This is a genomic window from Streptomyces sp. DSM 42067, assembly GCF_055792885.1.
On the sequence record NZ_CM147706.1, the window covers coordinates 3,966,804 to 3,993,442 of the forward strand.

At 71.0% G+C, this 26,639-nt stretch carries 21 protein-coding genes, 1 tRNA gene and 1 riboswitch; of the genes, 5 read left to right on the top strand and 17 right to left on the bottom strand.

The features are described from left to right. Window positions 1-121: 121 nt before the first annotated feature. Window positions 122-1,507 carry a cystathionine beta-synthase gene (locus ACSMXV_RS18220; protein ID WP_473178629.1) on the bottom strand — a complete coding sequence of 462 codons (1,386 nt, stop codon included), beginning with the start codon at window positions 1,505-1,507 and terminating at the stop codon, window positions 122-124. 190 nt (window positions 1,508-1,697) lie between these two features. Between ACSMXV_RS18220 and ACSMXV_RS18225 the strand changes: the two genes are divergently transcribed. The 3 genes from ACSMXV_RS18225 to ACSMXV_RS18235 all read left to right on the top strand — a co-directional run bounded on the left by ACSMXV_RS18225 (window position 1,698) and on the right by ACSMXV_RS18235 (window position 5,617). After that, on the top strand, window positions 1,698-2,789 hold the full coding sequence (locus ACSMXV_RS18225) for an SGNH/GDSL hydrolase family protein (protein ID WP_473178630.1): 1,092 nt from the start codon (window positions 1,698-1,700) through the stop codon (window positions 2,787-2,789). A gap of 531 nt (window positions 2,790-3,320) precedes the next feature. After that, a complete protein-coding gene (locus ACSMXV_RS18230; RefSeq protein WP_473178631.1) occupies window positions 3,321-4,541 on the top strand; it encodes an acetyl-CoA C-acetyltransferase in 1,221 nt (406 codons plus the stop codon). A gap of 302 nt (window positions 4,542-4,843) precedes the next feature. Next, window positions 4,844-5,617, top strand: a complete 774-nt coding sequence (locus ACSMXV_RS18235) for a hypothetical protein (RefSeq protein ID WP_473178984.1) — start codon at window positions 4,844-4,846, stop codon at window positions 5,615-5,617. 203 nt (window positions 5,618-5,820) lie between these two features. Here ACSMXV_RS18235 and ACSMXV_RS18240 read toward each other — a convergent pair whose 3' ends face one another. Further along, on the bottom strand, window positions 5,821-6,132 hold the full coding sequence (locus tag ACSMXV_RS18240) for a hypothetical protein (RefSeq protein ID WP_473178632.1): 312 nt from the start codon (window positions 6,130-6,132) through the stop codon (window positions 5,821-5,823). A gap of 101 nt (window positions 6,133-6,233) precedes the next feature. On the opposite strand from ACSMXV_RS18240, the gene ACSMXV_RS18245 reads away from it, so the two are divergent. Continuing rightward, the gene (locus ACSMXV_RS18245; protein WP_067276214.1) at window positions 6,234-6,464 is read left to right on the top strand and encodes a DUF4287 domain-containing protein; all 231 of its coding nucleotides are present in this window, start codon (window positions 6,234-6,236) and stop codon (window positions 6,462-6,464) included. Window positions 6,465-6,577: 113 nt separating this feature from the next. Here ACSMXV_RS18245 and ACSMXV_RS18250 read toward each other — a convergent pair whose 3' ends face one another. Continuing rightward, window positions 6,578-7,480, bottom strand: a complete 903-nt coding sequence (locus ACSMXV_RS18250) for a Bax inhibitor-1/YccA family protein (protein ID WP_473178633.1) — start codon at window positions 7,478-7,480, stop codon at window positions 6,578-6,580. 199 nt (window positions 7,481-7,679) lie between these two features. Next, window positions 7,680-8,855 carry a 4-hydroxybenzoate 3-monooxygenase gene (locus ACSMXV_RS18255; RefSeq protein ID WP_473178634.1) on the bottom strand — a complete coding sequence of 392 codons (1,176 nt, stop codon included), beginning with the start codon at window positions 8,853-8,855 and terminating at the stop codon, window positions 7,680-7,682. A gap of 151 nt (window positions 8,856-9,006) precedes the next feature. On the opposite strand from ACSMXV_RS18255, the gene ACSMXV_RS18260 reads away from it, so the two are divergent. Continuing rightward, on the top strand, window positions 9,007-11,211 hold the full coding sequence (locus ACSMXV_RS18260) for an IclR family transcriptional regulator domain-containing protein (RefSeq protein WP_473178635.1): 2,205 nt from the start codon (window positions 9,007-9,009) through the stop codon (window positions 11,209-11,211). 142 nt (window positions 11,212-11,353) lie between these two features. On the opposite strand, the gene ACSMXV_RS18265 is transcribed toward ACSMXV_RS18260, so the two are convergent. The 13 genes from ACSMXV_RS18265 to ACSMXV_RS18325 all read right to left on the bottom strand — a co-directional run bounded on the left by ACSMXV_RS18265 (window position 11,354) and on the right by ACSMXV_RS18325 (window position 26,614). Next, window positions 11,354-11,437: transfer RNA gene (locus ACSMXV_RS18265), tRNA-Leu, on the bottom strand. A 399-nt stretch (window positions 11,438-11,836) separates the two neighbouring features. Then, the gene (locus ACSMXV_RS18270) at window positions 11,837-13,132 is read right to left on the bottom strand and encodes a class I SAM-dependent methyltransferase (protein ID WP_473178636.1); all 1,296 of its coding nucleotides are present in this window, start codon (window positions 13,130-13,132) and stop codon (window positions 11,837-11,839) included. Window positions 13,133-13,422: 290 nt separating this feature from the next. Continuing rightward, on the bottom strand, window positions 13,423-14,817 hold the full coding sequence (locus tag ACSMXV_RS18275; protein WP_473178637.1) for an NAD(P)/FAD-dependent oxidoreductase: 1,395 nt from the start codon (window positions 14,815-14,817) through the stop codon (window positions 13,423-13,425). A 431-nt stretch (window positions 14,818-15,248) separates the two neighbouring features. Then, a complete protein-coding gene (locus ACSMXV_RS18280; RefSeq protein WP_473178638.1) occupies window positions 15,249-16,190 on the bottom strand; it encodes a Ppx/GppA phosphatase family protein in 942 nt (313 codons plus the stop codon). A 155-nt stretch (window positions 16,191-16,345) separates the two neighbouring features. After that, entirely contained in the window at window positions 16,346-16,867 is a 522-nt protein-coding gene (locus ACSMXV_RS18285) for a DUF501 domain-containing protein (RefSeq protein ID WP_473178639.1), read from the bottom strand. 72 nt (window positions 16,868-16,939) lie between these two features. Continuing rightward, complete coding sequence (locus ACSMXV_RS18290) at window positions 16,940-17,410, bottom strand: FtsB family cell division protein (protein WP_473178640.1); 471 nt, start codon at window positions 17,408-17,410, stop codon at window positions 16,940-16,942. A gap of 194 nt (window positions 17,411-17,604) precedes the next feature. Then, window positions 17,605-18,891, bottom strand: coding sequence for a phosphopyruvate hydratase (eno, locus tag ACSMXV_RS18295; RefSeq protein WP_181660804.1), 1,287 nt, complete (start codon window positions 18,889-18,891; stop codon window positions 17,605-17,607). A gap of 248 nt (window positions 18,892-19,139) precedes the next feature. Continuing rightward, complete coding sequence (locus ACSMXV_RS18300; protein WP_473178641.1) at window positions 19,140-20,039, bottom strand: transglycosylase family protein; 900 nt, start codon at window positions 20,037-20,039, stop codon at window positions 19,140-19,142. A gap of 4 nt (window positions 20,040-20,043) precedes the next feature. Continuing rightward, window positions 20,044-20,239, bottom strand: a riboswitch (cyclic di-AMP (ydaO/yuaA leader). A gap of 171 nt (window positions 20,240-20,410) precedes the next feature. Further along, window positions 20,411-21,331 carry a transglycosylase family protein gene (locus ACSMXV_RS18305; protein ID WP_473178642.1) on the bottom strand — a complete coding sequence of 307 codons (921 nt, stop codon included), beginning with the start codon at window positions 21,329-21,331 and terminating at the stop codon, window positions 20,411-20,413. 213 nt (window positions 21,332-21,544) lie between these two features. Beyond that, the gene (locus tag ACSMXV_RS18310) at window positions 21,545-22,912 is read right to left on the bottom strand and encodes a cytochrome P450 family protein (RefSeq protein ID WP_473178643.1); all 1,368 of its coding nucleotides are present in this window, start codon (window positions 22,910-22,912) and stop codon (window positions 21,545-21,547) included. Window positions 22,913-23,215: 303 nt separating this feature from the next. Next, entirely contained in the window at window positions 23,216-24,208 is a 993-nt protein-coding gene (locus ACSMXV_RS18315; protein WP_473178644.1) for a nucleoside triphosphate pyrophosphohydrolase, read from the bottom strand. 40 nt (window positions 24,209-24,248) lie between these two features. After that, window positions 24,249-24,911 carry a SurA N-terminal domain-containing protein gene (locus ACSMXV_RS18320; protein ID WP_473178645.1) on the bottom strand — a complete coding sequence of 221 codons (663 nt, stop codon included), beginning with the start codon at window positions 24,909-24,911 and terminating at the stop codon, window positions 24,249-24,251. A 218-nt stretch (window positions 24,912-25,129) separates the two neighbouring features. After that, the gene (locus ACSMXV_RS18325) at window positions 25,130-26,614 is read right to left on the bottom strand and encodes a serine/threonine-protein kinase (protein ID WP_473178985.1); all 1,485 of its coding nucleotides are present in this window, start codon (window positions 26,612-26,614) and stop codon (window positions 25,130-25,132) included. Window positions 26,615-26,639: the final 25 nt, after the last annotated feature.

The window sequence follows — 26,639 nt, forward strand, 5'->3', positions numbered from 1 at the left end:
GAAATGCCCTGACGCCCTGAAGGGACGCCGCGGGTGATGCCGTCTTCGCACGCGGGTGCCTCGTATGCAGGTGTACGAGGAGAGGACCCCGGTGTACGAGGACGGCATCACCCGCCTGCGCTCACTGCCCCGTTCGCGCCATGTACGCCAGGAGGTCCTGTCGGGTCACCACGCCGGTCGGCTTGCCCTCCACCAGCACGATCGCCGCATCCGCGTCGCCCAGAACCGACATGAGATCCGAAACCGGCTCGCCGGAACCCACCTGCGGAAGCGGGGACGACATGTGCTTCTCCAGTGGGTCGACCAGCGAGGCACGCCGCGTGAAGAGCGCGTCAAGCAGATCCCGTTCGACAACGGAACCGACGACCTCCGCCGCCATCACATCGGGGTGCCCGGCCCCCGGCTTGACAACGGGCATCTGCGAGACGCCGTACTCGCGCAGCACGTCGATGGCTTGGCCGACCGTCTCTTCCGGGTGCATGTGGACGAGGCTCGGGATATCGCCTTCCTTGTGTTTCAGCACGTCCCCGACGCTCGCGGCCAGCCCCGTCTCCTCCAGGAATCCGTAGGACGCCAGCCACTCGTCATTGAAGATCTTCGACAGGTACCCCCGCCCGCCGTCCGGCAGCAGCACGACCACGACATCGTCCGGCCCGAGCCGCTCGGCCACCCGCAGCGCCGCGACCACCGCCATGCCGCAGGAGCCGCCGACCAGCAGGCCCTCCTCGCGCGCGAGGCGGCGGGTCATCTGGAAGGAGTCCTTGTCGGAGACGGCGATGATCTCGTCGGCGATGGTGCGGTCGTACGCGGTCGGCCAGAAGTCCTCGCCGACGCCCTCGACGAGATACGGACGCCCGGAGCCGCCGGAGTAGACGGAGCCCTCGGGGTCGGCGCCGATGACCTTCACGCGGCCGTCGCTGACGTCCTTCAGATAGCGGCCGGTACCGGAGATCGTCCCGCCGGTGCCCACGCCCGCCACGAAATGGGTGATCTTCCCCTCGGTCTGCTCCCACAGCTCGGGGCCGGTCGAGTGATAGTGCGAGAGCGGGTTGTTGGGGTTCGAGTACTGGTCCGGCTTCCAGGCGCCGGGGGTCTCCCGTACGAGCCGGTCGGAGACGTTGTAGTACGAGTCCGGGTGCTCAGGGGCGACGGCCGTGGGGCAGACGACGACCTCGGCGCCGTACGCCCGAAGGACGTTGATCTTGTCGGTCGACACCTTGTCCGGGCAGACGAAGATGCACTTGTAGCCCTTCTGCTGGGCCACGATCGCCAGGCCGACACCGGTGTTTCCGCTGGTCGGCTCGACGATGGTGCCGCCCAGCTTGAGTTCGCCGCTCTGCTCGGCGGCCTCGATCATGCGCAGGGCGATGCGGTCCTTCACGGAACCGCCGGGGTTGAAGTACTCGACCTTCGCCAGGACGGTCGCCTGGATGCCCGCGGTCACGTTGTTGAGCCTCACCAGCGGGGTGTTGCCGACGAGGCTGATCATCGAGTCGTGGAATTGCACCGTTGTCTCCGGAGCTGCAACGAGGAGGCCGCACGGGAATCCGTAAGGGGATCCGCGCGGGGACTCCGCACAGGGATGGTGCCGTCAGCCTAAGGCCGCCCCGGCCTCCGTTCACGCGCCGTTGAGATTGGGCGGCCCACTTCACGGGGCAAGGTGTGGTTGTACGGCTACGAGGAGGTGGCTCCGGCGTATGTCGAGGGCGAGGGTGGCACGGAGGATCGCCGCGGGAGCGGCGTACGGCGGTGGCGGGATCGGTTTGCTGGGCGTCGCTGCGGTCGGGGTGTTACTGACCGAGGTGCAGCTGGCGAAACGTCACGTCGGGAACGGCGGCTCGGATGAGCCGCCGCCGCGCGCGGATGGGCTGTACGGGCTCCAGTACCCCGGCCATGACGGCCCTCTCCGGCTGACCATGCTGGGTGACTCGACGGCGGCAGGGCAGGGCGTGCACCGGGCCCGGCAGACCCCCGGAGCGCTGATCGCCTCGGGGCTCGCGGCCGTGGCCGAGCGTCCCGTCGACCTGCGGAACGTGGCGCTGCCCGGGGCACAGTCCGACGATCTGGAACGCCAGGTGACGCGTGCGCTCATGGACGCCGACCGGGTCCCCGACGTCTGCGTGATCATGATCGGTGCGAACGACGTGACGCACCGGATGCCGCCCACGCGCTCCGTGCGCCACCTCTCCGCGGCGGTACGCCGGCTGCGTACCGCGGGCGCCGAGGTGGTCGTCGGGACATGTCCCGACCTGGGCACGATCGAGCCGGTCCAGCAGCCGCTGCGCTGGCTGGCCCGCCGCGCCTCGCGCCAGCTGGCCGCCGCGCAGACGATCGGCGCGGTCGAGCAGGGCGGCCGTACGGTGTCGCTGGGCGATCTGCTCGGCCCCGAGTTCGAGGCGAACCCCCGGGAGCTGTTCGGCCCCGACAACTACCACCCCTCGGCCGAGGGGTACGCCACCGCGGCCATGGCCGTCCTGCCCACCGTCTGCGCCGCGCTGGGGCTGTGGCCGGCCGAGGAGGAGCGCCCGGACGCGTCGCGCCGCGAGGGCTTCCTGCCGGTGGCCCGCGCCGCCGCGGAGGCCGCGTCGGAGGCCGGTACGGAGGTCACGGCCGCGGTTCCCGCCGGGCCGCGCGGCCCCTGGGCCCTCCTCAAACGCCGCCGCAGGCGCCGCCTCCCGGCAACAGATCCGACTCCGAGCCCGGACACGGCCCAGGACCAGGACCAGGCCCCGGAGCAGGACACGTCCGGGGCCGCGGCCCCGGACCCGGCCGCGAACCGGGCGACGTAGCTCCGCAGGTCCCGGCACATGCTCGTCCTGGGCCGGGCCCGCGGCACGACGGGCGCTGCGCCTGCGGGCCGTCGTCGGCTGGTGCGCCACCTGCCGGTGAATGGGTCGGGCGTGCGCGCTGCGGGCCGTCATCGGCTGGTGCGCCACCTGCCGGTGAATGGGTCAGGCGTGCGCGCTGCGGGCCGTCGTCGGCTGGTGCGCCACCTGCCGGTGCATGGGTCGGGCGTGCGCGCTGCGGGCCGTCGTCGGCTGGTGCGCCACCTGCCGGTGGATGGGTCGGGGCCGCGCCCGGGACGCGACGGCGGGTGCCCTGGCGCCGTACCCAGACCCCCGCGGGGTGGACGGCGGGTGCCCAGGCCGCGGATCCCGCGCCCCGGCGGGGTGGGCGCGCCCCACGACGTACCCTGATACTGAGCGGCCGCTTAGAAATGCGGCCCGCATCACAGTGCGTATCGCATGACCATCGCCATACGTGCGGGTAACTTCCCAGTGAGTCCTGCCCGATTCCCTCACCGGACACCTGGAGCCGTGATGCCCGAAGCCGTGATCGTCTCAGCCGCCCGTTCTCCGATCGGCCGCGCCTTCAAGGGGTCGCTGAAGGATCTGCGGCCGGACGACCTGACCGCCACGATCATCCAGGCCGCCCTGGCCAAGGTCCCCGAGCTGGACCCGAAGGACATCGACGACCTGATGCTGGGCTGCGGCCTGCCCGGTGGCGAGCAGGGCAACAACCTCGGCCGCGTCGTCGCCGTGCAGATGGGCATGGACCACCTGCCGGGCTGCACGATCACCCGTTACTGTTCCTCGTCGCTGCAGACCTCCCGTATGGCGCTGCACGCCATCAAGGCGGGCGAGGGCGATGTCTTCATCTCGGCCGGCGTCGAGATGGTGTCCCGCTTCACCAAGGGCAATTCGGACAGCCTTCCGGACACGCGCAACCCGCTCTTCGCCGAGGCCGAGGCCCGTACCGCCGCCGTCGCCGAGACCGAGGGCGCCGACTGGCACGACCCGCGCGAGGACGGCCTGGTGCCCGACCCGTACATCGCGATGGGCCAGACCGCCGAGAACCTCGCCCGCCTCAAGGGCGTCACGCGCGAGGAGATGGACGAGTTCGGCGTCCGCTCGCAGAACCTCGCCGAGCAGGCCATCGCCAAGGGCTTCTGGGAGCGCGAGATCACCCCGGTGACGCTCCCGGACGGGACGGTCGTGAGCGCGGACGACGGCCCGCGCGCCGGCGTCACCCTCGAGGGCGTGCAGGGCCTGAAGCCGGTGTTCCGCCCCGACGGCCGTGTCACCGCCGCCAACTGCTGCCCGCTCAACGACGGCGCCGCCGCCCTCGTCATCATGAGCGACACCAAGGCGCGCGAGCTCGGCCTGACCCCGCTCGCCCGCATCGTCTCCACCGGCGTCTCCGGTCTCTCCCCCGAGATCATGGGCTACGGCCCGGTGGAGGCGTCGCAGCAGGCCCTCTCCCGCGCCGGGCTGACCATCGGCGACATCGACCTGGTCGAGATCAACGAGGCCTTCGCGGCCCAGGTCATCCCGTCGTACCGCGACCTCGGCATCGACCTGGACAAGCTGAACGTCAACGGCGGCGCCATCGCGGTCGGCCACCCCTTCGGCATGACGGGCGCCCGGATCACGGGCACGCTGATCAACAGCCTCCAGTTCCACGACAAGCAGTTCGGTCTGGAGACCATGTGCGTCGGCGGTGGCCAGGGCATGGCCATGGTCATCGAGCGCCTCAGCTGAGCCGGCGCCTCCGGATCCTGAGCTGGCGCTCCGGCCCCCTGAGCCGGCGCTCCGGCCCCCTGAGCCGGCGCCTCGGCTCGCCGACCCGAGGGCCTGGTTCGTGATCCAATCTCCCCCAGGATGTGACCTATCTCCTGGGGGAGAGTCGTTTCCGCAGGTCAGCCAGGAATCCCGCTCAACCTCGTGACCAAAGAACTGTCCAATTCGTGACGTATTGCACTGACAGCTGGGCGCTGGAGGCCCCAAGCTGATGTAGGAAGTCGGGGGTCTCTGTCTGAATTTGGAGTTACGTCGTGAGTGCCATGCCTCTAGCCCTGCTGCTCACCACGACCGCCGCCACGGTCGTGGGCGCCGCCGCCCTGCGCTCCCTGTACGGGGTGCGCAAGCAGCTCACGGCGCTGCGCGCGGAGCTGGCCGAGGGACGCATGGCCTTCGTCCGCGCCACGGTGCCCGCCGCCCGTACGACGTCGGACGCGGACGCGATACGACTGGCCGTCACCGCCGCCCTCGCCGACGAGCGCGAGCGCGAGCTGGCCGAGGCCCGTGCGTTCTGGGCCGCCCAGGAGGCCCGCGACGCCACGGACGCCCCGTCGCTGCTGGGGCTGCCGCTCGACGACGTGTATCTGCCCCGCCCGTCCGACTTCGCTGGTCTGGAGCCGGTGGCCGAGCCCGCCGCGGACGTCGACGAGTTCGCCGGGGAGTCCCCCGAGCTGGCCGCGGCCCGACGCCGCCACCCCTCGCACCCGGACTTCGTCCCCGCGCAGACCCGGGGCACGGACGACCACGAGCGCACCGTGACCCGTCTCGAGGAACTCGCCGAGTCCGGCACGGCGCTGGCCGACGTACGGCCGGGGCCGCTGGGCACGCTCGATGTGTATGTGTTCGCGGACGGTACGACGCTGTGCATGACCCCGGGGCACCGGGACACGGCCGAGCGGCTGGCCTCCGCACTGCGCGGCGGCGAGGCGCCCGTGCTGCTGGGCGGGTCCGCCGTCTCGGGCGCGTATGCGCTGACCTTCGCCTGCGGTGACGAGAACGTGTTCGTCCTGGCGGACCGGGTCATCGCCAGCCTCTGAGCACTCCGGCGGGAGCCCAGCGGCCGGAGCTCCACCTTCGCCTTGGAGTGGGCGCCGGCCCTCCGGGTGCGCCCCCAGGGCCCCCGCCGTCGTGGCGTTGTGCTCACCCTCCCTCATTGCCTCAAGGGCATGGGGGTACCCGCATCGCTTGGGGTACCTCCCGGGGGCTCGGGGAGGAACGCCTGCCCACGACCTGGTACCGGCTACACCCCGGCGCGGTTCTGCGCCTCCGCCACCAGCGCCACCGCCTCGGCGAGCTGACCCTCGTCCTCCAGGACGAGCGCCAGATCGCGGGCCGCGACCGTGATCTGGTCCGCGGCCGCGAACATCCCCGCGTCCGGCATCTCGCGCGGAGCCGCCTCCGGGTCCTCCAGGCGCTGGGCCCGCAGCGAGAGCTCCCTGGCCAGGGCCAGTGCCTCGGCCGCGGCCCCACGCTGCAGGCGGCTCTGCGGAGCGGCCCTCAGTCGGTCGGCGAAATGGTCCACGGCGGACGTCAAAGGAGTCGTATCAAGCACGCCGCGACCCTATGCGCCTGAGCCTGCCTGTTGCCAACGGGCGAACGCTCAGGCACGGTGGCGTGAAGGACGGAACACATCGAGTGCGTCCGGAGGCGCCGATGTCCCAAGTCTTCTCCGAGGAGACCCACCGCAATCTGCTCGCTCGCATCCCTCACTGCACCGGCCGCGAAGTCTCCGACTGGCTTCGGGCTGTCGACGAAGGCCCCGCTCTCTTCCGTTTCGAGGAGAAGGTCAGCTGGCTCCGCGCCGAGCACAATCTCGCGTACGGGCACGCCAAGGCAATCATTCACGAGCACGACCTGAGGCGGGCCGCGCGCAAACTGCGCTGAGCATGCTCCGCTGGAAGGCGTCATGACCGACAACGGCGAGGGGCCCGCGAACCGTGGTTCGCGGGCCCCTCGCCGTTGTCGGTGACGGCCGCGTGAGCAGCCGTCGGCGGCCTTTAGTCGTCGCCGCTGAAGATGGCGACCAGCCGCAGCATCTCGACGTAGATCCACACGAGCGTCATGGTCAGGCCGAACGCGGCCAGCCAGGACTCCTCGCGGGGGGCGCCGTAGGCGATGCCGTCCTCGATCTGCTTGAAGTCGAGGGTGAGGAAGAAGGCGCCGAGCACGATCGCGATGATGCCGACGATCGCACCGAGCGGGCCCATGCTGCGCAGCCCGCCGTCCTCGGCGACGCCGAAGGCGACCAGCAGCAGGTTCACCGCCATGACCAGGATGAAGGCGATGGCGATCGCCATGCCGATGCGCGCGTACCGTGCGGTGACGCGGATCCAGCCCGCCTTGTAGATCAGGAGGGTGGCGCCGGAGACCGCCATGGTGCCCAGCACGGCCTGGAAGGGCGCGCCGTCCCAGCGGGTGTTGAACATCTCGCTGAAGACCCCGAGGAAGACACCCTCGAAGGCGGCGTAGGCGAGGATCAGCGCGGGCGACGCCTTGCGCTTGAAGGACTGGACCATGGCCAGCACGAACGCCACGAGTGCGGAGCCGATGGCGAGGCCGTAGCTCGAGGGCGACACCGGCAGCACCGCCCAGGCCAGGACGGCGAAGACGGCGACCGTGCCGAGGGTCATGGCCGAGCGCATGATGACGTCGTCCATCGTCATGCGGCCGGTGGTGACCGGGGCCTGCGGCGGGGCGCCCTGCTGCAGGCCCTGAGGCGCGTACGGGTTCTGGGCGTAGGGGTTGGCGGGCGCCTGCGCGTACGGGTTACCGCCCGCGTAGGGGTTGGCCTGCGTCCCGACAGCGGGTCCCCCGGCCTGCGGCTGCTGCGCGTTGAAGCCCGCGTAGCCGTTGTCGCGGCTGAACCCCCGTCGCGAGAAGACCGGGTTACTGCTCCTCATTTCACTCCTCCATGGCCGCCCTGCGCGGCCTTGCCCCAAGAGTAATGGCCGGGCAAAGAATTGCCTCTAGTGCTTGGGGAGGATCTTTCCCCGCTTGTGACCTGGAACACCGGCCTCTCGCCCGGCATTCCCCCGATCGCTACCACGTCGCTGCGGGCGGTTCGGTTGCGCCGGACGACTGAACGAACAGACGGCTGAACTAGTCGAGGGGAAAGCCGGTGTATCCCTCCGCGAGGTCGGTCTCGGCCGAGCGTGCTGTGGTGATGCGGTCCAGGCGGGCGAGCTGGATGCGGTCGTCGAAGGGGGTCGCGTCGGGGGCGCGGTGCAGCATGGTCGTCATCGCGTACGAGAAACGCTCGGCCTGCCAGACGCGGCGCAGGCACGTCCCGGAGTAGGAGTCGAGGCGGGTCGCGTCGCCCGTCGCGCGGAGCTCGATCAGCGCGCGGGCGAAGGTGACGACGTCGCCGACGGCGAGGTTGAGGCCCTTCGCGCCGGTGGGCGGCACGATGTGCGCCGCGTCGCCCGCGAGGAACAGCCGGCCGTGCCGCATGGGCTCATGGACGAAGCTGCGCATGGGCGTCACGGACTTCTGCGTGATCGGCCCGCGCTCCAGCCGCCAGTCGTCGTCCGTCTCGAAGCGCCGCTCCAGCTCGTCCCAGATCTCCTCGTCGCTCCACTCCTGCGCGTCGGTGCCCTCCGGCACCTGGAGGTAGAGCCGGGACACGGACGGAGAGCGCATGCTCAGCAGGGCGAAGCCGCGGTCGTGGCGGGCGTAGACGAGCTCGTCGTGCGAGGGCGGCACGTCGGCGAGGATCCCCAGCCAGCCGAAGGGGTACGTCCGTTCGAAGACCTGGGAGAGTTCCGCGGGCACCGCCTTGCGGGCGACGCCCCAGAAGCCGTCGCAGCCCACGACGTAGTCGCACTCGAGGACCTCCTCGCGGCCCTCGTGCCGGTAGTGGACCCGCGGGCTGTCGGTGTCGGCGCCCTCGACGGCCAGCGCCTCGGCCTCGAACAGGAGCGGCCCGCCCTCCTTGAGCTGGAGCGCGATGAGGTCCTTGCACACCTCGGTCTGCGCATAGACCATCACCGACCTGCCGCCGGTCAGCGCCGGGAAGTCGACGCGGTGGCGGCGGCGGTCGAAGCGCAGCTCGATCCCGTCGTGCGGGAGCCCCTCGCGGTCCATGCGCTCGCCGGCCCCGGCCTCGCGCAGTACGTCGACGGTGCCCTGCTCCAGGATTCCGGCGCGTTGGCGGTGCTCGACGTAGGCCCGGTCGCGGCTCTCCAGGACGACGGAGTCGATGCCCGCGTTGTGGAGAAGGCGGGCGAGGAGGAGACCTGCGGGACCGGCTCCGATGATGCCGACGGTGGTGCGCATGGACGACCTCTTGTTCGTGTGGTGAACTTAAGTTCATAATCTTGCTCAGCGGGAGTGTCATCCGGCTCGGGGCCGGTGTCAACGGGTCGTGCGGCGATCCGCGACACAGCCGGTCCGGCTCGCCGCAGGCCCGGTGGAAGGAGGGGCGCGCATGCCCGATGAGTCCGTACGGCCGCTGGAGCGCGGCCTCGCCGTCCTGCGCGCCCTGGCGTCGGCCCCGTACGGGGACCAGGTGCGGGCGGGCGACCTCGTGCGCGCCACGGGCCTGGCCCGCTCCACCGTCGACCGGGTCGTGGCGACGCTGATCCGGCTCGGTTACGTGCGCCAGCAGGGCCAGGAGCTGCGTCTGACGCCCCGTCTGATGGAGCTGGGCAACGCGTACCTGGCCGCGGCCGGCCTGACACCCGAGGTGGCCGCCCGTACGGCGCGCCTCGCGGACGAGCTCGACGAGTCGGTCTCGCTGGCCGTGCCCGACGGCGACGGCGCCCGGTTCGTCGCCCAGGCGACCCGGCGCCGCACCATGTCCGTGGCCTTCCGCATCGGCGATCTGCTGCCGGCCGAGCGCTGCGCGCCGGGCGCGCTGTTCGCCGCCGGCTGGGACGAGCGGCAGTGGGCGGCGTGGCGCACGCGCCGGGCCGCCGACCCGGAGGCCCATGGGTTCACGGTGGTGCCACCGCGCCGGGTCACGGAGTCGGAGTTCGCCGACCGGGCCGGGCGTGCGGGATCGTCGGGCTGGGCGCTGGACGACCAGCTGATCGAGCCGGGGCTGGTCGCCGTCTCCGTACCGGTGCCCGCACCCGGCGGAGGCGTCCGATGCGCCCTGAGCGCGGTCAGCCATACGAGCAGACACACGGCCGAGGCCCTCGCGAAGGCCGTACTGCCACGGCTGCGGGAGGAGGCGGCGTGGCTGGCCGAGGCGCTCGAACGGTCGCGCACGACGCCGCCCCCTGCGCCGCCGACACCTGCGGCGACACCCGCAGCGACGGATGTGGCGGAAGACCACACGGGGCCCGCTGTGGGGACCGCTCCGACCGCCCCCGCAGGGACCCCCCACGTCCCCACTGTGCCCGCTGTGGGGACCGCTCCCGCTGTCCACGCTGCGTCCGCCGTGATGGCCACGTCCGCCGTCCCCGCCGCTGGGGCCGCCTCCAGCACATCCACCGAGGCAGCCGCGGAGCCCCCGCAGTACGCATCCGCCGAGGCAGCCGAGGAGCCCGGACGGATCGCGTCGGCCGGGGCAGCCGAAGCAACCGCGGAGCCGCAGCGGCACACATCCGCCAACGCACCCAAGACCGCCGATGCCGCCACAGAAACCCAGCGGCACACATCGGCCGAGCCCGCCGCCGCCCCCCGACCGATCGCATCCGCCAGGGCAGCCGAAGCAACCGCGGAGCCGCAGCGGCACACATCCGCCGAGGCAGCCGCGGGCCCCGAGAAGGGCCCTTCGGAGGGCAAGCCGACCCAGCGTGGGCCGGAGGCCGTCGCGCCGTCGGTCGCCCATCGCACCGCCACTCCGGCCTCCTCCCCGGCCTCTCCCGCCGACGTCGCGCGCGACGCCAAGGCCGAGCTAGGGGCGGGCTTTCTGCAGTCGCTCGCGCGCGGGCTGGGCGTGTTGCGGGCGCTGGGGGCGGCGGGGGGCGAGGGGCTGCCGCTCACGGCGCTCGCCGCGGCGACGGGGCTGCCGCGGGCCACGGCCCGCCGCTGCCTGATCACGCTGGAGCAGGAGGGGTACGCGGCCCACGACGGCCGCCTCTTCCGCCCCCTGCCCCGCGTCCTGGAGCTCGGCTACGCCCGCCTCTCCGCCCTCTCCTTCGCCGAACTCGCCGAGCCGCACCTGCGCGACCTCGTCGGCCGTGTCCACGAGTCCGCATCCGTGACGGTGCTGGACGGCACGGACATCCTGTACGTGGCGCGCGTACCGACCGTCCGCATCATGAGCGTGCACATCGCGCCGGGGACGCGCTTCCCCGCGTACGCGACCGCCATGGGCCGGGTGTTGCTGGCGGGGCTGCCCGAGGCCGAGCGCGCCCACGTGCTGACGGCCGTACAGCCGTGGTCCCTCACCGAGCGCACGGTCACCTCGGTCCCGGTCCTCGCCGACATCGTGCGGGCCACGGCCGAGCAGGGCTACGCGGCCATCGACGAGGAACTGGAGGAGGGCCTGCGCTCGGTCGCCGTGCCCGTGCGGGACGCGTACGGCCGGGTGATCGCCGCCCTCAACGTGGCCCGGCACTCCGGGGACACCCCTCTCGAGGCCACCCGCGACGCCCTGTTGCCCGCCCTCCGCAAGACGGCCGCGGCAATCGAGGCGGACCTGCACACGGCAGGGCGCTTCAACACCGTGCGCGTGCCCTAGGCCCTGCGGCCTAGGGGCTGTCTGACGGCTCGGTCATCGCGCGTCCGCCCGCCGGCCGCTCCCTGGCGGGGGTGCGGCCGGTGAGTTCATTGCGTCCGCGCAGGATCGCCGTTTGCTCAAGACGGTCGCCTGAGCGTGAAGGTGCCCGGAGCCGGACTTGAACCGGCACGCCCGCGAAGGGGCAGCGAGGTTTAAGCTCGCCGTGTCTGCATTCCACCATCCGGGCAGGTCGTGGCTCCGCATCGAGGGTCAGAGCCTATCCGGCGCGCATCCCCCGAACAGCGGAACGACAGACCGATGTTGTCTTATTTTATTGACGTCTGAGGGTCCATCAGTCGACGAGACCGGTCATCCGCACTTGCCAAGAGCCCGTCCACTGCCCCGGCCCTGCAACATGGAATGACGGAATTTCACCTCCTCGTCACCTGCCTGCGCGCCCGAGACCGCGTCATCCCACGCCTTCGGGTGTGCCCTGACCCCTCTGGAGTTGACGCCATCCGCGCCATCCGTACGTGTGACACGGAGTTGCGCCGGTCCGTTCGCACCGGGTTCATCCGGAGGCCGCACGTACGCGGAAGGGCCCGGACGGCGCATCCGTCCGGGCCGTTCCGCCGTCGTTCGCGTGTCAGCCCCAGGTGCGGGCCCGCAGCGGCATCCCCGACGCACCGGACTCCGGGGTCTTGACCGCCAGGATCTGGTTGACGCCGATGCGGTTGCGCTCGAAGGACAGTGCCGAGGCCGCCATGTAGAGGCGCCAGACGCGGGCCCGGCCCGGGCTCGTCAGTTTCACGGCGGCCGGCCAGCCCGCCTCCAGGTTGGCCACCCAGCGGCGCAGCGTCAGCGCGTAGTGCTCGCGGATCGACTCGAGGTCGCGCACCTCGAAGCCGGCCTGCTCCAGCAGCCCGACGGTGGTGCCGACCGGCTGGAGCTCGCCGTCGGGGAAGACGTAGGCGTCGATGAACTCGTCCACCGCGTACGACGATTCGTCGGCCTGCGGGCGGCGCGCGATCTGGTGGTTGAGCAGCCGTCCGCCGGGCTTGAGGAGGGCGTGCAGACTCTTCGCGTACTCCAGGTAGCGCGCCGAGCCGACGTGCTCGGCCATGCCGATCGACGAGATCGCGTCGAACGGGCCGTCGACGACGTCGCGGTAGTCCTGGACGCGGATCTCGATCCGGTCCGTGAGGCCCTCCTCCGCGATCCGCTTGCGCGCGTGCGCGGCCTGCTCGCCGGAGAGCGTGATACCGACGACGCTCACGCCGTGCTCGCGGGCCGCGTGGATCGCCATGGAGCCCCAGCCGCAGCCGACGTCGAGCAGCCGCTGCCCGGGCCCCAAACCCAGCTTGCGAGCGACGAGTTCGAGCTTGTCGCGCTGCGCGTCCTCGAGGGAGCTCTCCGGGGACTCCCAGTACGCGCACGAGTAGACCATCGACGGGCCGAGCACCAGCTCGTAGAAGTCGTTGCCCACGTCGTAGTGGTGGCTGACGGCCCGTTTGTCGCTGCGCTTGGTGTGCAGATGGAGGCGTCCTTGCCGGCGCATCTCCTCGCGCGGCGGGGGCGGCGGCAGGAACGGCCCCGCCACCTTGATGAGACCCCGCACGGCTGCACGCGCCTCGGGGTCGCGCAGCGCGTCCCACACCCCCCTGGCGTCCTCGTCGCGCTCCCAGATGAGCCCGGCAATCAGGCCCAGGGCCTCGAAGAGATCGCCGTCCACATCCAGGTCACCGGCCACCCAGCCGCGGGCCAGCCCCAGCTCACCGGGCTTCCACAGCAGGCGCCGCAGGGCACGGCGATTGCGTACGACGAGCGTGGGGGCGCCCGGCGGACCTGCTTCCGACCCGTCCCAGGCGCGGACACGCACCGGGAGCGGGGTGCCCAGCAACTGCTCGGCAAGACTCTTCAGCCGCAGTGCGGCATCCTGCATGGCGCACACCTCCGTGATGGCGGACGAACGCGGAACAGTCCAACACCACGTAAACACCTACGGGGCCCGTGCGCAGTCCCACCGAAGCGTTACGTCCAGGCAAAATGCTTGCCGCCCACACGTATGGCTCACTTCCAGGGGCTGGACGCAGGCCGCGGAGACCATCAGGCAGCCGTCCGGGGGCAGTTCGGGGTTCGGACAAGCCGAAGGGGCCGCCTCGGACACGCCGAAGGGGCCGCCCGCACCACGGATGGCGGGCGGCCCCTTCGGGCTGAGCAGATGACCCTCGGTCAGGAGGCCTTGGCCTTCTCCTCGGGCTTGGCGGCGGCCTGAGCCGACGCCGGCGCGGGGGTCGGCTTGGCTGCCTCGTAGAACTCCTCGCGCGGAGTCTCCATGGCGCCGAGGGAGACGACCTCGCGCTTGAGGAACATGCCGAGCGTCCAGTCGGCGAAGACCCGGATCTTGCGGTTCCAGGTCGGCACGGCCATGCCGTGGTACGTACGGTGCATGTACCAGGCGAGACGGCCCTTGAGCTTGATCTTCATCTTGCCCATGGAGATCATCGCGACGCCCTTGTGCAGGCCGAGACCGGCGACCGCACCCTTGTTGGCGTGGCTGTACTCCTTCTGCGGGAAGCCACGCATACCGGCGATCACGTTGTCGCCGAGGACCTTCGCCTGACGCAGCGCGTGCTGGGCGTTCGGCGGGCACCAGGCGTTCTCCACGCCGGCCTTGCGGGCGGCGACGTCCGGCACCTGGGCGTTGTCGCCCGCGGCCCAGATGTAGTCGGTGCCCTGGACCTGGAGGGTGGCGGCGGTGTCGACGTGGCCGCGGGGGCCGAGCGGCAGGCCGAAGCGGGCCAGCGCCGGGTTCGGCTTCACACCGGCGGTCCACACGATGGTGTTGGAGTCGACCTCGAGGCCGTTCTTCAGCACCACGTGGCCGTCCACGCAGGAGTCCATGGAGGTGGAGAGGTAGACCTCGACCCCGCGGCTCTCCAGGTGCTCCTTGCCGTACTGGCCGAGCTTGGGACCGACCTCGGGGAGGATCTTGTCCGCGGCGTCGACGAGGATGAAGCGCATGTCCTCACGGGACACGCTGCTGTAGTACTTCGCCGCGTCGCGGGCCATGTCCTCGACCTCGCCGATGGTCTCCGCACCCGCGAAGCCACCGCCGACGAAGACGAAGGTCAGCGCCTTGCGGCGGACCTCTTCATCGGTCGTGGAGTCGGCCTTGTCGAGCTGCTCGAGGACGTGGTTGCGCAGGCCGATGGCCTCCTCGATGCCCTTCATGCCGATGCCCTGCTCGGCGAGGCCGGGGATCGGGAAGGTCCGGGAGATGGCGCCGAGCGCGATGACGAGGTAGTCGAAAGGCAGCTCGTACGCCTCGCCGACCAGCGGGGCGATCGTGGCGACCTTGCGGTCCTGGTCGATGGTGGTGACACGGCCGGTGAGGACCTCAGCCTTGGGCAGCACGCGTCGCAGCGGGACGACGACGTGCCGAGGCGAGATGCTGCCGGCGGCGGCTTCGGGGAGGAAGGGCTGGTACGTCATGTACGAGCGGGGGTCGACGACCGTGACGGTCGCCTCGCCGTAGCGCATCTTCTTGAGGATGCGGCGAGCTGCGTACAGGCCTACGTACCCGCCCCCGACTACGAGGATCCTGGGACGCTCCGTGGTGCTCATGGCATCGAGTATCCACCCGTACAGAGGGGGTCGCTCGTGCGCCCCTTCACAAGCTCCGGCAGGGGCTCTGCTACACTCCGCGGCCCACGTGACGGAGGTCATGATTCCGCAAGGAACCACGGCACCTCACAAAACGTTGTCAAGCCCGCGTGAGCTGCTCCTCAACGGTCTCGGAGGAGATGTACCACCTACCCCGCGCCCGGAGCTTGCGCCGTCCGCGCGACGGTCCGGAACGAGCCTTCCGGGGGCCGACCACCCTTGCCGACAGGGCCGACAGTGGGAATCCGTGCCCTGCCGGGCGGATTTCCTTGTGAAGAACTTCACGAAGTTTTCCGACTGGGGGCACCTCCCAGGCCCTTAAGGCTCTGAGGGACTGTCGCCGAGGGGGTTTTCGGGCCCCCTCGGACGCGCTCAGGCGATAACGGACCCGCTCAGGCGATCGAGAGAGCAATTCCGTCAAGGATGTCGTGCTCGCTGACGACGACCTCGCGGACATCGACCCGTTCCATGATCGCGAGCAGTACGAGTGCGCCCGCACCGATGACGTCCACCCGGCCCGGGTGCATCACGGGGATGGCCGCGCGCTCGTCGTGCGTGGAGGACAGCAGCTGCCTTGTGATGGCGGCGACCTGCTCGTAGGAGATGCGCGAGTGGTGGATCGCGTCGGAGTCGTACTCCTGAAGCCCCAGCGCGATGGCGGCCACGGTGGTGACCGACCCGGCGAGCCCGACCAGCGTGCGCGCCTCCTTGAGAGGCACCGTCTGCTCGGCGAGGTCGAGAGCGGCTTCGATGTCGGCCCGGACGGCGTCGATCTGACCCTGCGTCGGAGGGTCGGTGACCACCCCGTCGCGTACGAGATGGCGCTCGGTCATCCGTACGCAGCCGATGTCGACGGAACGGGCCGCGCGCACGTGCTCCTCGCCGACGACGAACTCGGTCGAGCCGCCGCCGATGTCGACGACCAGGAAGGGCTTGTCGAGGTGGTCCCGCCCCACGAGCTCCTTGGTCGCGCCCGTGAAGGAGAACTCGGCCTCCTGGTCCCCGGTGACGACCTCCGGCTCGACTCCGAGGATGTCGAACACACCCCGGACGAAGTCGTCGCGGTTCTCGGCGTCGCGGGACGCGGAGGTCGCCACGAAACGGACCTTCTGCGCACCGTGCGCCCTTATCGCTTCGGCGTACTCGCGGCACGCGGCGAAGGTCCGCTCCAGCGCCTCGGGCGCCAGCCGCCCGGTCCGGTCGACGCCCTGCCCGAGCCGCACGATCTTCATCCGCCGGTCGAGCTCGACGAGCTCACCGCTGTCGGGATGGACGTCGGCGACGAGCAGCCGGATGGAGTTGGTACCGCAGTCGATGGCGGCGACACGGGTCATGGGCGGATTCCTTCTGCAGTCGTGGGCCGACTAAGCCCGTCTGGGGGCACCTCCCAGCGTTAGCTGGGGGAGTTTGAGGACGAGGCCGTCAAGGCCGAAGCGGGGTCTGGGGGCGCAGCCCCCAGGGACGGGAAGGGTAGGGGCGGCGGGGGCGATCACCCTTCGGCGGGCACCACGCACGGCCCCTTGAGCCACCACTCGGGAAGCATCGCGATGGCCTCGTCGCCCAGCGGGTTCACGCCCGGGCCGGCGGCCAGCGAGTGCGCCACCAGAACGTGCAGGCACTTCACCCGGTCCGGCATCCCACCCGCGCTCGGAAACCCGGTGAGCTCCTCGATCTGGTCCCGCCGCCGGATGTAGTCCTCGTGCGCCGCCCGGTACGCGGCCGCCAGCTCGGGATCGGTGGCCAGCCGCTCCGTCATCTCCTTCATGACACCGTCGGCCTCCAGCGTGCCGATCGCGGACGCGGCCCGCGGGCACGTCAGGTAGTACAGCGTCGGGAACGGCGTACCGTCCGGCAGCCGCGGCGCCGTCTCGACGACGTCCGGCTGTCCGCACGGGCAGCGGTGCGCGATGGCCCGCAGACCGCGCGGCGGACGGCCGAGCTGCTGCTTGAAGGCCTCGACGTCCGCGTCGGTCGGCTCGGTGCGCGGGGTGGGCGGCGGGGGGGTTTCCATGCCGTGAGGTGCGTCTTTCAGTAGTCAGATGCGAGGTCGTACGGGGCTCGTACGAGGTTGTACAGGGCTCGGTCAGTCGTCGGAGCGGTCAGCCTTGTCGACACCGTCCCAGACATTGGAGTACCAGGGGCGGTGGGCCGCCCCCTGGTTCGTGCGCGTCTGCTTCGCCGGGTTCGGGTCGACCACGATGTAGCCGGTCTCGCCCGGCATCACGTAGTGCAGCCGCTCCCGGATCCGCTGCTCCGCGTACGCGTCGTCCTTCCAGCGCGCCTTGAGATCCCGCAGCTCCTCGACCCGCTCGCGGGCCTGCTTCCGCTGCCGCTCCAGGTCCTCTATCTCGGCGCGCTGCGCGACGTACTGCCTTGTCGGATACGCGAGAGCGACGATCAGCGAGCAGAGCACCAGCGCGAGGAGCGCGGCGCGGCCGGTGAGCCGGGAACGGCGGGCCTGGCGGCGGGTCTGGGAGCGGTAGACACGGGCGGCGGTCTGCTCGCCGAGCAACCGCAGCCGGGTCGCGGTGGAGAACCGGTCCCGGGTGGTCACGACGCCTCACCTCGCCTCATTGCTCCGGTCACCTGCTCGTCGGCCGGGGGTCCGGGGGTTGTCCCCCAGGACAGCACAGCACGGCCATGTTCCCGCCTCCCCGTCACGTGCGTACGTCCCCGCACACGGTACGGGACCGGGTACGGGGACGTACGTACGACTGGCGACACCTCAGCTCGCGGTGCGAGCTCGGCTCAGCCCTTGAACCGCGGGAAGGCGCTGCGGCCGGCGTACACCGCCGCGTCGTCGAGGATCTCCTCGATGCGCAGCAGCTGGTTGTACTTGGCGACGCGCTCGGAGCGGGCCGGGGCACCGGTCTTGATCTGGCCGCAGTTGGTGGCGACGGCCAGGTCGGCGATGGTGACGTCCTCGGTCTCGCCGGAGCGGTGCGACATCATGCACTTGAAGCCGCTGCGCTGGGCCAGCTCGACGGCGTCGAGGGTCTCGGTCAGCGAACCGATCTGGTTGACCTTGACCAGCAGGGCGTTGGCGGCGCCCTCCTCGATGCCGCGGGAGAGGCGCTCGGGGTTGGTGACGAAGAGGTCGTCGCCGACCAGCTGGACCTTGTCGCCGAGCTTGTCGGTGATGACCTTCCAGCCGGCCCAGTCGTCCTCGAACAGCGGGTCCTCGATGGAGACGAGCGGGTACGCGGAGACGAGCTCCTCGTAGTACTCGGTCATCTCGGCGGCGGAGCGCTCCTTGCCCTCGAAGAGGTACTTGCCGTCCTTGTAGAACTCGGAGGCGGCGACGTCGAGCGCGAGGGCGATCTGCTCGCCGGGGGCGTAACCGGCTTCCTTGATGGCCTCGAGGATGAGGTCGAGGGCCTCGCGGTTGGAGCCGAGGTTCGGGGCGAAGCCGCCCTCGTCGCCGAGGCCGGTGGCCAGGCCCTTGGACTTCAGCACCTTCTTGAGGGTGTGGTAGACCTCGGTGCCCCAGCGCAGGGCCTCGGAGAAGGACTCCGCGCCGATCGGGGCGATCATGAACTCCTGGATGTCCACGTTGGAGTCGGCGTGCGAGCCGCCGTTCAGGATGTTCATCATCGGCACCGGCAGCAGGTGCGCGTTGGGACCGCCCAGGTAGCGGAAGAGCGGGAGGTCGGAGGCCTCGGAGGCGGCGTGGGCGACGGCGAGCGAGACGCCGAGGATGGCGTTGGCGCCGAGCGAGGACTTGTCCGGGGTGGCGTCCAGGTCGAACATCGCCTGGTCGATCAGGCGCTGCTCGGTGGCGTCGTACCCAACGAGCTCCGGGCCGATCTGCTCGATGACGGCGAGGACGGCCTTCTCGACGCCCTTGCCGCCGTAGCGGTTGGCGTCTCCGTCACGGAGCTCGAGGGCCTCGAACGCACCGGTGGAAGCACCGGACGGTACGGCGGCACGACCGGTGCTGCCGTCGTCGAGGCCGACCTCGACCTCGACCGTGGGGTTGCCTCGGGAGTCCAGGATTTCCCGGGCTACGACGACGTCGATGGACGGCACGAGCATCTCCTTCTGGGATGTGACGCTGGAAGTGCGGGGCTGTGTTTCTTTAGGCCTTGCGACAAGAGCCTATCCGGCTCCGGGGCGACGGCCAGCCGACCGACCGGCCCCTGGACAAAACTGAGAGCAAATTGTTTCTGAACGAAACAAAGTTCCTCGCTCCTGCCGGTACGGGTACGGCCTCACCCCGGCGCGTACGGGGGAACACGCACCGGGGTGAGGGGTTCGGGGAAGCCTCAGGGTTCGGGGAAGCCTCAGCCGAGGTGGAGCTGCTGACCCGGGTAGAGCTGGTTGCAGTCCGCGACGACGTCCTTGTTCAGCTCGTACAGCTTCTTCCAGCCGCCCTTGACCTTGTGGTCCTTGGCGATCGTGCCGAGGGTGTCGCCGTTCTCGACCTGGTACTCGCCGTCGCCCTTCTTGACCGTCTCGCCGGTCGGGGTCTCGACGGTCGCAGTGCTCTCCTCGGAGCCGGGGGCGGCCTGCTCCTCCGTGCTCGGCGCGGTCTCCGTGGTGGTGCTGGGCGCGCTCTCGGCGGTGGTGCCGGGGGTGGTCGTGCTAGGCGTGGCCGTGCTCTCGGTGGTGGTGCTGGGAGTGGTCGTGCTCGGCGTGGGCGCGCTCTGCGTGGGCGCGCTCTCGTTCGACTCGCTCTGCTGAGTCGCGTCGCCCTGCTGAGTGGGGTCGCCCTGCTGGGTCGCATCGCCCTGCTGGGTCGCGTCGCTCGGCTGGGTCGTGGCGGAGTCCGTGGTGCCCGCGCTCGAACCGCCCTCGTACGGGGTGTTGGAGAGACCCACGCCACAGCTCGGCCAGGCGCCCTTGCCCTGACCGGCCAGGACCTTCTCGGCGACGGCTATCTGCTGCTCCTTGGTGGCCTTGTCGGCCGTGGCGGCGTACTCCGTACCGCCGTACGCGGCCCAGGTGGAGGTCGAGAACTGCAGGCCGCCGTAGTAGCCGTTGCCGGTGTTGATGGACCAGTTGCCGCCCGACTCGCACTGGGCGACGGCGTCCCACTCGGCGGCGGTGGCGGCGGAGGCGGAGCCGGCCGTCATCAACGGGGCGGCGATGGCGACACCGGTGACACCGGCGAGCGCGGCGATACGAGAAGTCCGGCTGAGAACGGACGAGCGACGGTGGTTGCCCTTGCTGGAACGCAGCATGGAGTGATCCCCTCACCGACGCCTGCGAGGTGAGCTGTCGGGTTCGGGCCGAGTGAGTGCCCGGTCGCACGTGGTTGCGCACGACTTCACCCCAAGCCGGTTCCTGCAGTCGTCAGCCGACACCGTGTGCTCAGCTGCTCAACTGCCGTTGCCGGCGCAAACCTTGGGTCCCCCGCTCCTGCCTACGGCGCTGGACGCGACGACTGAACCCGTATGGCCGCTGGCAGGATTCGGCGTAACGACCGCGGGTGCCCGCTATGGCGAGCGGTCACGACCGTAAACATCCGCTTCGGCGGATATCAAAGACGATCAGGGCTTCTGAGACGCATCTCTCAGCCCCACCAAAACGGACAATTGGCCCTGAACTATAGCTATTTATCGATCGACTCGAGACCGAGATCCAGGGTCTGACCGGGGAGGATGAGGTCCGGGTCATCGCCCACGGTCTTCTTGTTCTCGTCATAGAGAGCGGTCCATCCGCCCTCGACGTCATGGGCGTCGGCGATCGCCCAGAGGTTGTCGCCCGTGCGCACGGTGTACGAGCCGTCGTCGCCGCGGTCCGTGTCGGAGCGTGAGGCGTGACGGCCGGAGGAGTCGGAGGAGCGGGTGTCCTCCAGGCCCTCCTGGGCGGTTTCGCCCCGATGGCGGCCGGTTCCCGTACCGGAGTCCGCGGAGTTGGAGGACTCAGCGGACTCGGAGGGCGAATCACCCTCATTCTGGGCAGACTCATCAGACTTGCCCGACTCGTCCGAATTACCCGATTCTGACTCGCCGGAGGCTTCCGACCCTTCGGCAGCCTTCGGGGAGTCGTCGGTCGGCTCGGCGGACTCCGCCTCGTCCGACGGGCCGGACGAGGCGTCGGACGAGGGGCTCGATGTGTCCTCCGACACACCCGGGTCGACGTCCGCCGCCGCCCCGCCCTGGGAGAGACCCACGAGCAATGCGCACGTCGGCCAGGCCTTGGGACCCTGGTCCGCGAGGATCTTCTCGGCGACGGCTATCTGCTGCGAACGGCTCGCCTCATCGGCGCTCGGGGCGTAGTCGAGGCCGCCGTAGTTCTCCCAGGTCTCCTGCGTGAGCTGTAGGCCGCCGTAGTGGCCGTCGCCCTCGTTCGCGCTCCACGCGCCACCGCTCTCGCACTCGGCGAGCCGGTCCCAGGTGGTGGCGTCCGCGGCGCCGGCGCTGGTGGCACCGAGCAACGGGATCGCGATGGCCGATCCGGTCACCCCCGCCGCGACGATGAGGGCCGGAGCCTGGCGGGGGCGACGGTGTCGGCCGTTCCCGGAGAGCATGCGGTTGCCTTTCGCGGTCGGGGACTTACCCGGCCGACGGAGCCAACCGGGCAAGACTGGGTCGACTGGGACAGTTGATACCCGAGTCGACCGTGAAAGTAGCGGGAGTCGAACGCTTGTCACAAGTCGATGCAGCGGAGATCACGTGAAAGTCACAAGGTTGACGGACCATCAGCTGCAGCTCGGAGTCTGTCCCGGCCGGGCCCGCCGCTGCTACGGCGTGAAGCGCACCGGCAGTGTCCGCAGCCCTCGCATGATGAGCCCGCCGCGCCATCTCAAATCGTCCGGAACCGCATCGAGTTGCAGGTCAGGAAGGCGCGTCAGCAGCGTGGCGATGGCTGTCTGCCCCTCCAGCCGGGCGAGGGGAGCGCCCAGGCAGTAGTGGATGCCGTGCCCGTATCCGAGGTGCTGGTTGTCGCGCCGGGCCAGGTCGAGGGTGTCGGGCTCGGCGAACCGCTCGGGATCGCGGTCGGCGGCGGCGAGTACGACGAGGACGGGGTCGCCGGGCTCGATGTGCTGCCCCCCGATGGTGAGCGCCTCGGTCGCGAACCTCCAGGTGGCGAGCTCCACCGGGCCGTCGTAGCGGAGGAGTTCCTCGACCCCCGTGGCGAGCAGGTCCGTCTCGCCTGCCGCGAGGGACTTCTGCAGCCGCTCGCGCTGGACGGGGTTGCGCAGCAGGGCGTAGATGCCGTTCCCGATGAGGTTGACGGTGGTCTCGAACCCCGCGAAGAGAAGAATGAACGCCATCGCGGCGGCCTCGTTCTCGGTGAGGTGCTCACCGTGGTCGGAGGCGCGGATGAGCCCGGAGATGAGGTCGTCGTCGCCGTCCTGGCGCAGTCCTTCGCGCTTACGGTGAATCAGCTCGGCGAGATAGCCGCGCATCTTCTTCACGGACCGCGCGACGCCCCCGCGCGGTCCGCCGCCGTGCCGGATCATCATGCCCGCCCAGTCCCGGAAGTCGTCCTGGTCCTCGCGGGGGACGCCGAGCATGTCGCAAATGGCGTAAATGGGGAGCGGGAACGCGAACTCGTGAATGAGGTCGGCGGTGCCTCTGTCGGCGAACTGGTCGATGAGGTGGTCGGTGAGCTCCTGCACGCGCGGCGCGAACTCCGCGACGCGGCGCGGCGTGAACGCCTTCGACACGAGCCGCCGCAGCCGTGTGTGGTCCGGCGGGTCGATGTTGAGCAGATGCGTCATCAGCTCCGCCTTGCGCTCACCCGGGATCCCCGTCTTGCCCTTCGCGTGCGCGGGCTCGTCATGGTGCGCCGGGTTTTTCGACAGCCGCTGATCGGCGAGCGCCTGCCGCGCATCCGCGTACCGCGTCACGAGCCAGGCCTCGACCCCACTGGGAAGCCTGGTACGGCGCACGGGCGCGTGCTCCCGCAGCCAGGCGTATGCGGGGTAGGGGTCGGCGGCGAACTCCCAGGTGAAGAGTTGGGGGGCGGGTTCTGCCGCGGGGGTGGGCTCCCCTGCCGGGGCCGGTTCCTCTGCCGCGGCGGGCTCCCCTGCCGGGGCGGGCTCTTCGGCTGGGGCCGGTTCCTCTGCGCAGGTGGGCTCCCCTGCCGGGGCTTCCTTTGCCACGGCGGGCTCCTCTGCCGGGGCCGGTTCCTCTGCCGCGGCGGGCTCCCCTGCCGGGGCGGGCTCTTCGGCCGGGGCCGGCTCCTCTGCGCGGCTGGGCTCCCCTGCCGGGGCGGGCTCCTCCATGGGGGCGGGCTTCCTCGCGGCGACGGGCTCGTCCAGGGGGCAGCGTCCCCCGGAAGCGGGTTCGTCTGCGTGGGCGGCGGGGTTCTGATCGTGCACGTCTCGACCGTATCCGCAGTCCGCGGTGGGCAGGGACTGCGGGCGGCCGCGGGGTGGCTGCGAGCCCGCCGCGAGCCACGTCGGTCAGCCCCCGGCGGCGCCCTCCTCCGCGGCGCGTATCGCGTCACGGTACGAGCGGGCCGCCGCGCGCAGTGCCGTCTCCGGGTCGATGCCCTCCGCTTCGGCGCGGGCGGCCAGCGCCAGTAGTTCGTACCCGATGCCGCCGCCGGCGGGGAGAGCGACGTCGAGCCCCGCCGTGCGGGTGCGCGACGCGAGCTTGGCGGCGAGCGCGAGGGCGGGCTGGTGCAGCGGGATGCCCTCGGTCACGGACGTCCGCTGCTTCTCCACCGCCTTCGTACGCAACCAGTGCGCCTTGACGTCCTCGGGCGTCTCCGCGGTGTCGTCGCCGAAGACATGGGGGTGACGGTGGATGAGCTTCTCGACGATCGTGCCGGCCACGTCGTCGATGGAGAACGCCTCAGACCCGTCCTCCGGGCGGCCCTCCTGCGCGATACGGGCGTGGAACACCACCTGGAGCAGCACATCGCCCAGCTCCTCCCGCAACTCGTGGCGGTCGCCGGACTCGATCGCCTCGACGAGCTCGTACGCCTCCTCGATGCCGTACTTGGCGAGGCCCTGGTGCGTCTGCGTCGATGACCAGGGGCATTCGGTGCGGATGCGGTCCATGACCTGGACGAGGTCGAGGAGGCGGGCGCCCGGCAGGTCGTACGAGCCGGGGAGCAGCTCCAGTGCGGGCATCTGCACACGGCCCGAGCCGGCCAGCCTCGCCAGTCCGTCGGTCAGCAGCGGCTCGCCCTCGCCCGTGGCGACGACGGCCACCGTCCGGCCGCCCGCACAGGCGTCCACCAGCTCCTGGGCCGTGGGGGCCTCCTGCTCGACCTCGATGCCCGCGTCCCGCAGATAGGGCAGCTGCGGGTGCGCCGCGTCGGCGCAGAGCACGCGGTCGGCCGTGCGGAGCGCCTGCCAGGCGGGCCAGGACAGCAGCCCGGGCGCGACGCGATGGCTGGTGGTGAGCAGGACGATACGGCCGGGGTCCTCAGAGCTGGTTGCGTTCACGCATCGAACGTAACCCACGCCACCGACACCGCCGCGACGCCTACGCCTGCTTGTCCCCGGCCGACGTGACCTCGCGGATCCACGGCGTCTTGGCGTCCGCGCGGCGGCTCTTGTCCACGTCCCAGGTGCCGTACCGCGGGTTGAGGTCGATGTTGAGCGCCTTCGACGCGTCCGAGAGGGCCTTCCAGAACGTGGCCTGGCCGGCCGATGTGTTCATGTCGGCGCCGAGCCGCTTCGCGAGCTCCTGGGCCTCGATCTCGGTACGGAGGGCTTCGTCGACGCGCGCAGGGGCGACGCTGTACTGCTGCAGCCAGGCCGCCTCCAGCTGCTTCGCGCCGCCGGCCTGCTGTTCGAGGCCCGACCGCACGCCCTGGACCTGCTTGCGCGTCACACGCACCCCGGCGTCGGCGGCGGCGCGATGCACCACCCGGTCCAGCACCAGGGTGTGCAGGGTGTCGCGGGTGAGGCCGCCGGTCGCGGCGATGGCCTGCGCGTACTGCGCTTCGTCGGGGGAGGCCGCCCGCTGGGCGTCCCGCACCTCGGCCACCCTTCCCTCCAGCTGTGCGACCGTGATCCGGTCGCCGCCGACGACGGCTGCCGCGCCGGGGCGTGCATCGTTTCCGCAGGCGGTGAGCAGCGGCATTGCGGCGAGAAGCGCCGCGGAGGAGACGGCGAGCGCGGTACGGCGACGGCTGCGGTGCAAGGAAGCCTCCCGAGGAGATTGTGCGACGGTGCACAAGGTCTTGCGGTGATCGATGGTAGGCAGTGGCCACGCTCTCGGCCACCCATTCGACCAACGATTCGCGCGGACTTCCGGCACCCCTTGGTCAGCCGTTTTCAAACGCGTCGGCCGCTCTCGGCCGCTCTCGGCCGCTCTCAGCGGCTCTCAGCGGCTCTCCGGCCGCTTTCAGCCAGCCGTTCTCAGCCCCGTACCTGCCCCAGCCACTGCAGAGTCCGGTGGATCTCGGCCTGGAAGGGGTGGCCCGGTCCGTGCACCCTGTCCGCGTCGTGCAGCAGCCGGACCAGGGTGTCGTGGGCGGCCGCCCGGTCTCCGAGGGCGAGCAGCAGATGACCGATGCGGCGGCGGATGTCGAGCGGCAGCTCGGGATCTCCGGACACGTACTGGTTTTGGTAGTACGGCAGCAGCGACCGGTACTCGGCGAGCGCGGCGGCGGCTTCGCCGAGCTGCTCCAGGCACTGGGCCGCGTCGTAGCGGAACCGCAGTGCTCCCGGATCGGAGGATCCGGCCTCGGCGGCGCGTTCGTCGGCGAGGCGGCGCAGCTCGGGCAGCGCGCGGCGGTACTGCCCGTCGTCCATGAGCGTGGCCGCGTACTGCTTGCGCAGCGTCCGTACGACGGGTGAGCGCTCGCCGTGCTGAGCGGCGGCTGTCGGCAGGATCGCGCCGAGGATGTCGACGGCCTGGGTGATGCGGCCCTCGCCCAGCAGCTTCTTGACCTCGTCGACGGCGGCCGCGACGTCCTGCCGGCCCGGAGAGACGGGTGCGGCCGGCTGGGGCGACGGCGTGACGGCACGGTCCGGCCAGGGGGCATGCGGGCGGACGAAGGGGCGCGTGGGATCGAGCGGTCCTCCGGGGAAGGCGCTCGCGCGCGGGGGCAGCAGCGCGGCCAGCTCCGCGTAGACGTCTTGTGCGGAACCCGGGCGGTGCTGGGGGTCCTTGGCGAGCAGCCGCAGGACCAGGTCCTCGAGCGCCTCGGGAACCTCGGGGCGCAGTCGGCGCACCGGCAGCGGCGGCTCGTAGAGGTGGCGGTGCAGGACGCCGAGGACGGTGGTTCCGGAGAACGGCACGTCGCCGCTGAGGAGTTCGTGCAGCACCACGCCCAGGGCGTACAGGTCCGTGTACGGGCCGACGGCACCGCCCATCGCCTGCTCGGGAGCCATGTAGGCGGGGCTGCCGATGGGCGAACCGGTGTGGGTGAGCCGGGTGGTGTCGTTGTCCATGACGGAGGCGACGCCGAGGTCGAGGACGGTGACGGTGCCGTCCTGTTTCACCATCACGTTCCGCGGCTTGAGGTCGCGGTGCACGATCGGCACGGCGTGCACCGCGGAGAGTGCGGCGCACAGTTGCGCGGCCACGGCGACGGCCCACTGCCAGGGGTAGGGGGTGTGCTCGGCGAGATGGTCGGCGAGGTCGGCGCCGTCCACGTACTGCATGACGAGGAAGAGCTCCTCTCCCTCGCTGCCCGCGTCGTGCACGGTGACCAGGCCGGGGTGGTCGACCTGCGCGGTGACGCGGCACTCGCGCATGAAGCGGCGGCGCAGCTCGTCGGCCTCCTGCCCGGCGACCTTGTCGGGGCGCAGCAGCTTCACGGCGACGCGCCGGTCGAGCCGCTGGTCGTAGGCCGTCCAGACCTGGCCCATGCCGCCCTGCCCGAGGAGCGCGGACAGTTCGTAGCGGCCGGCGACGATGCGT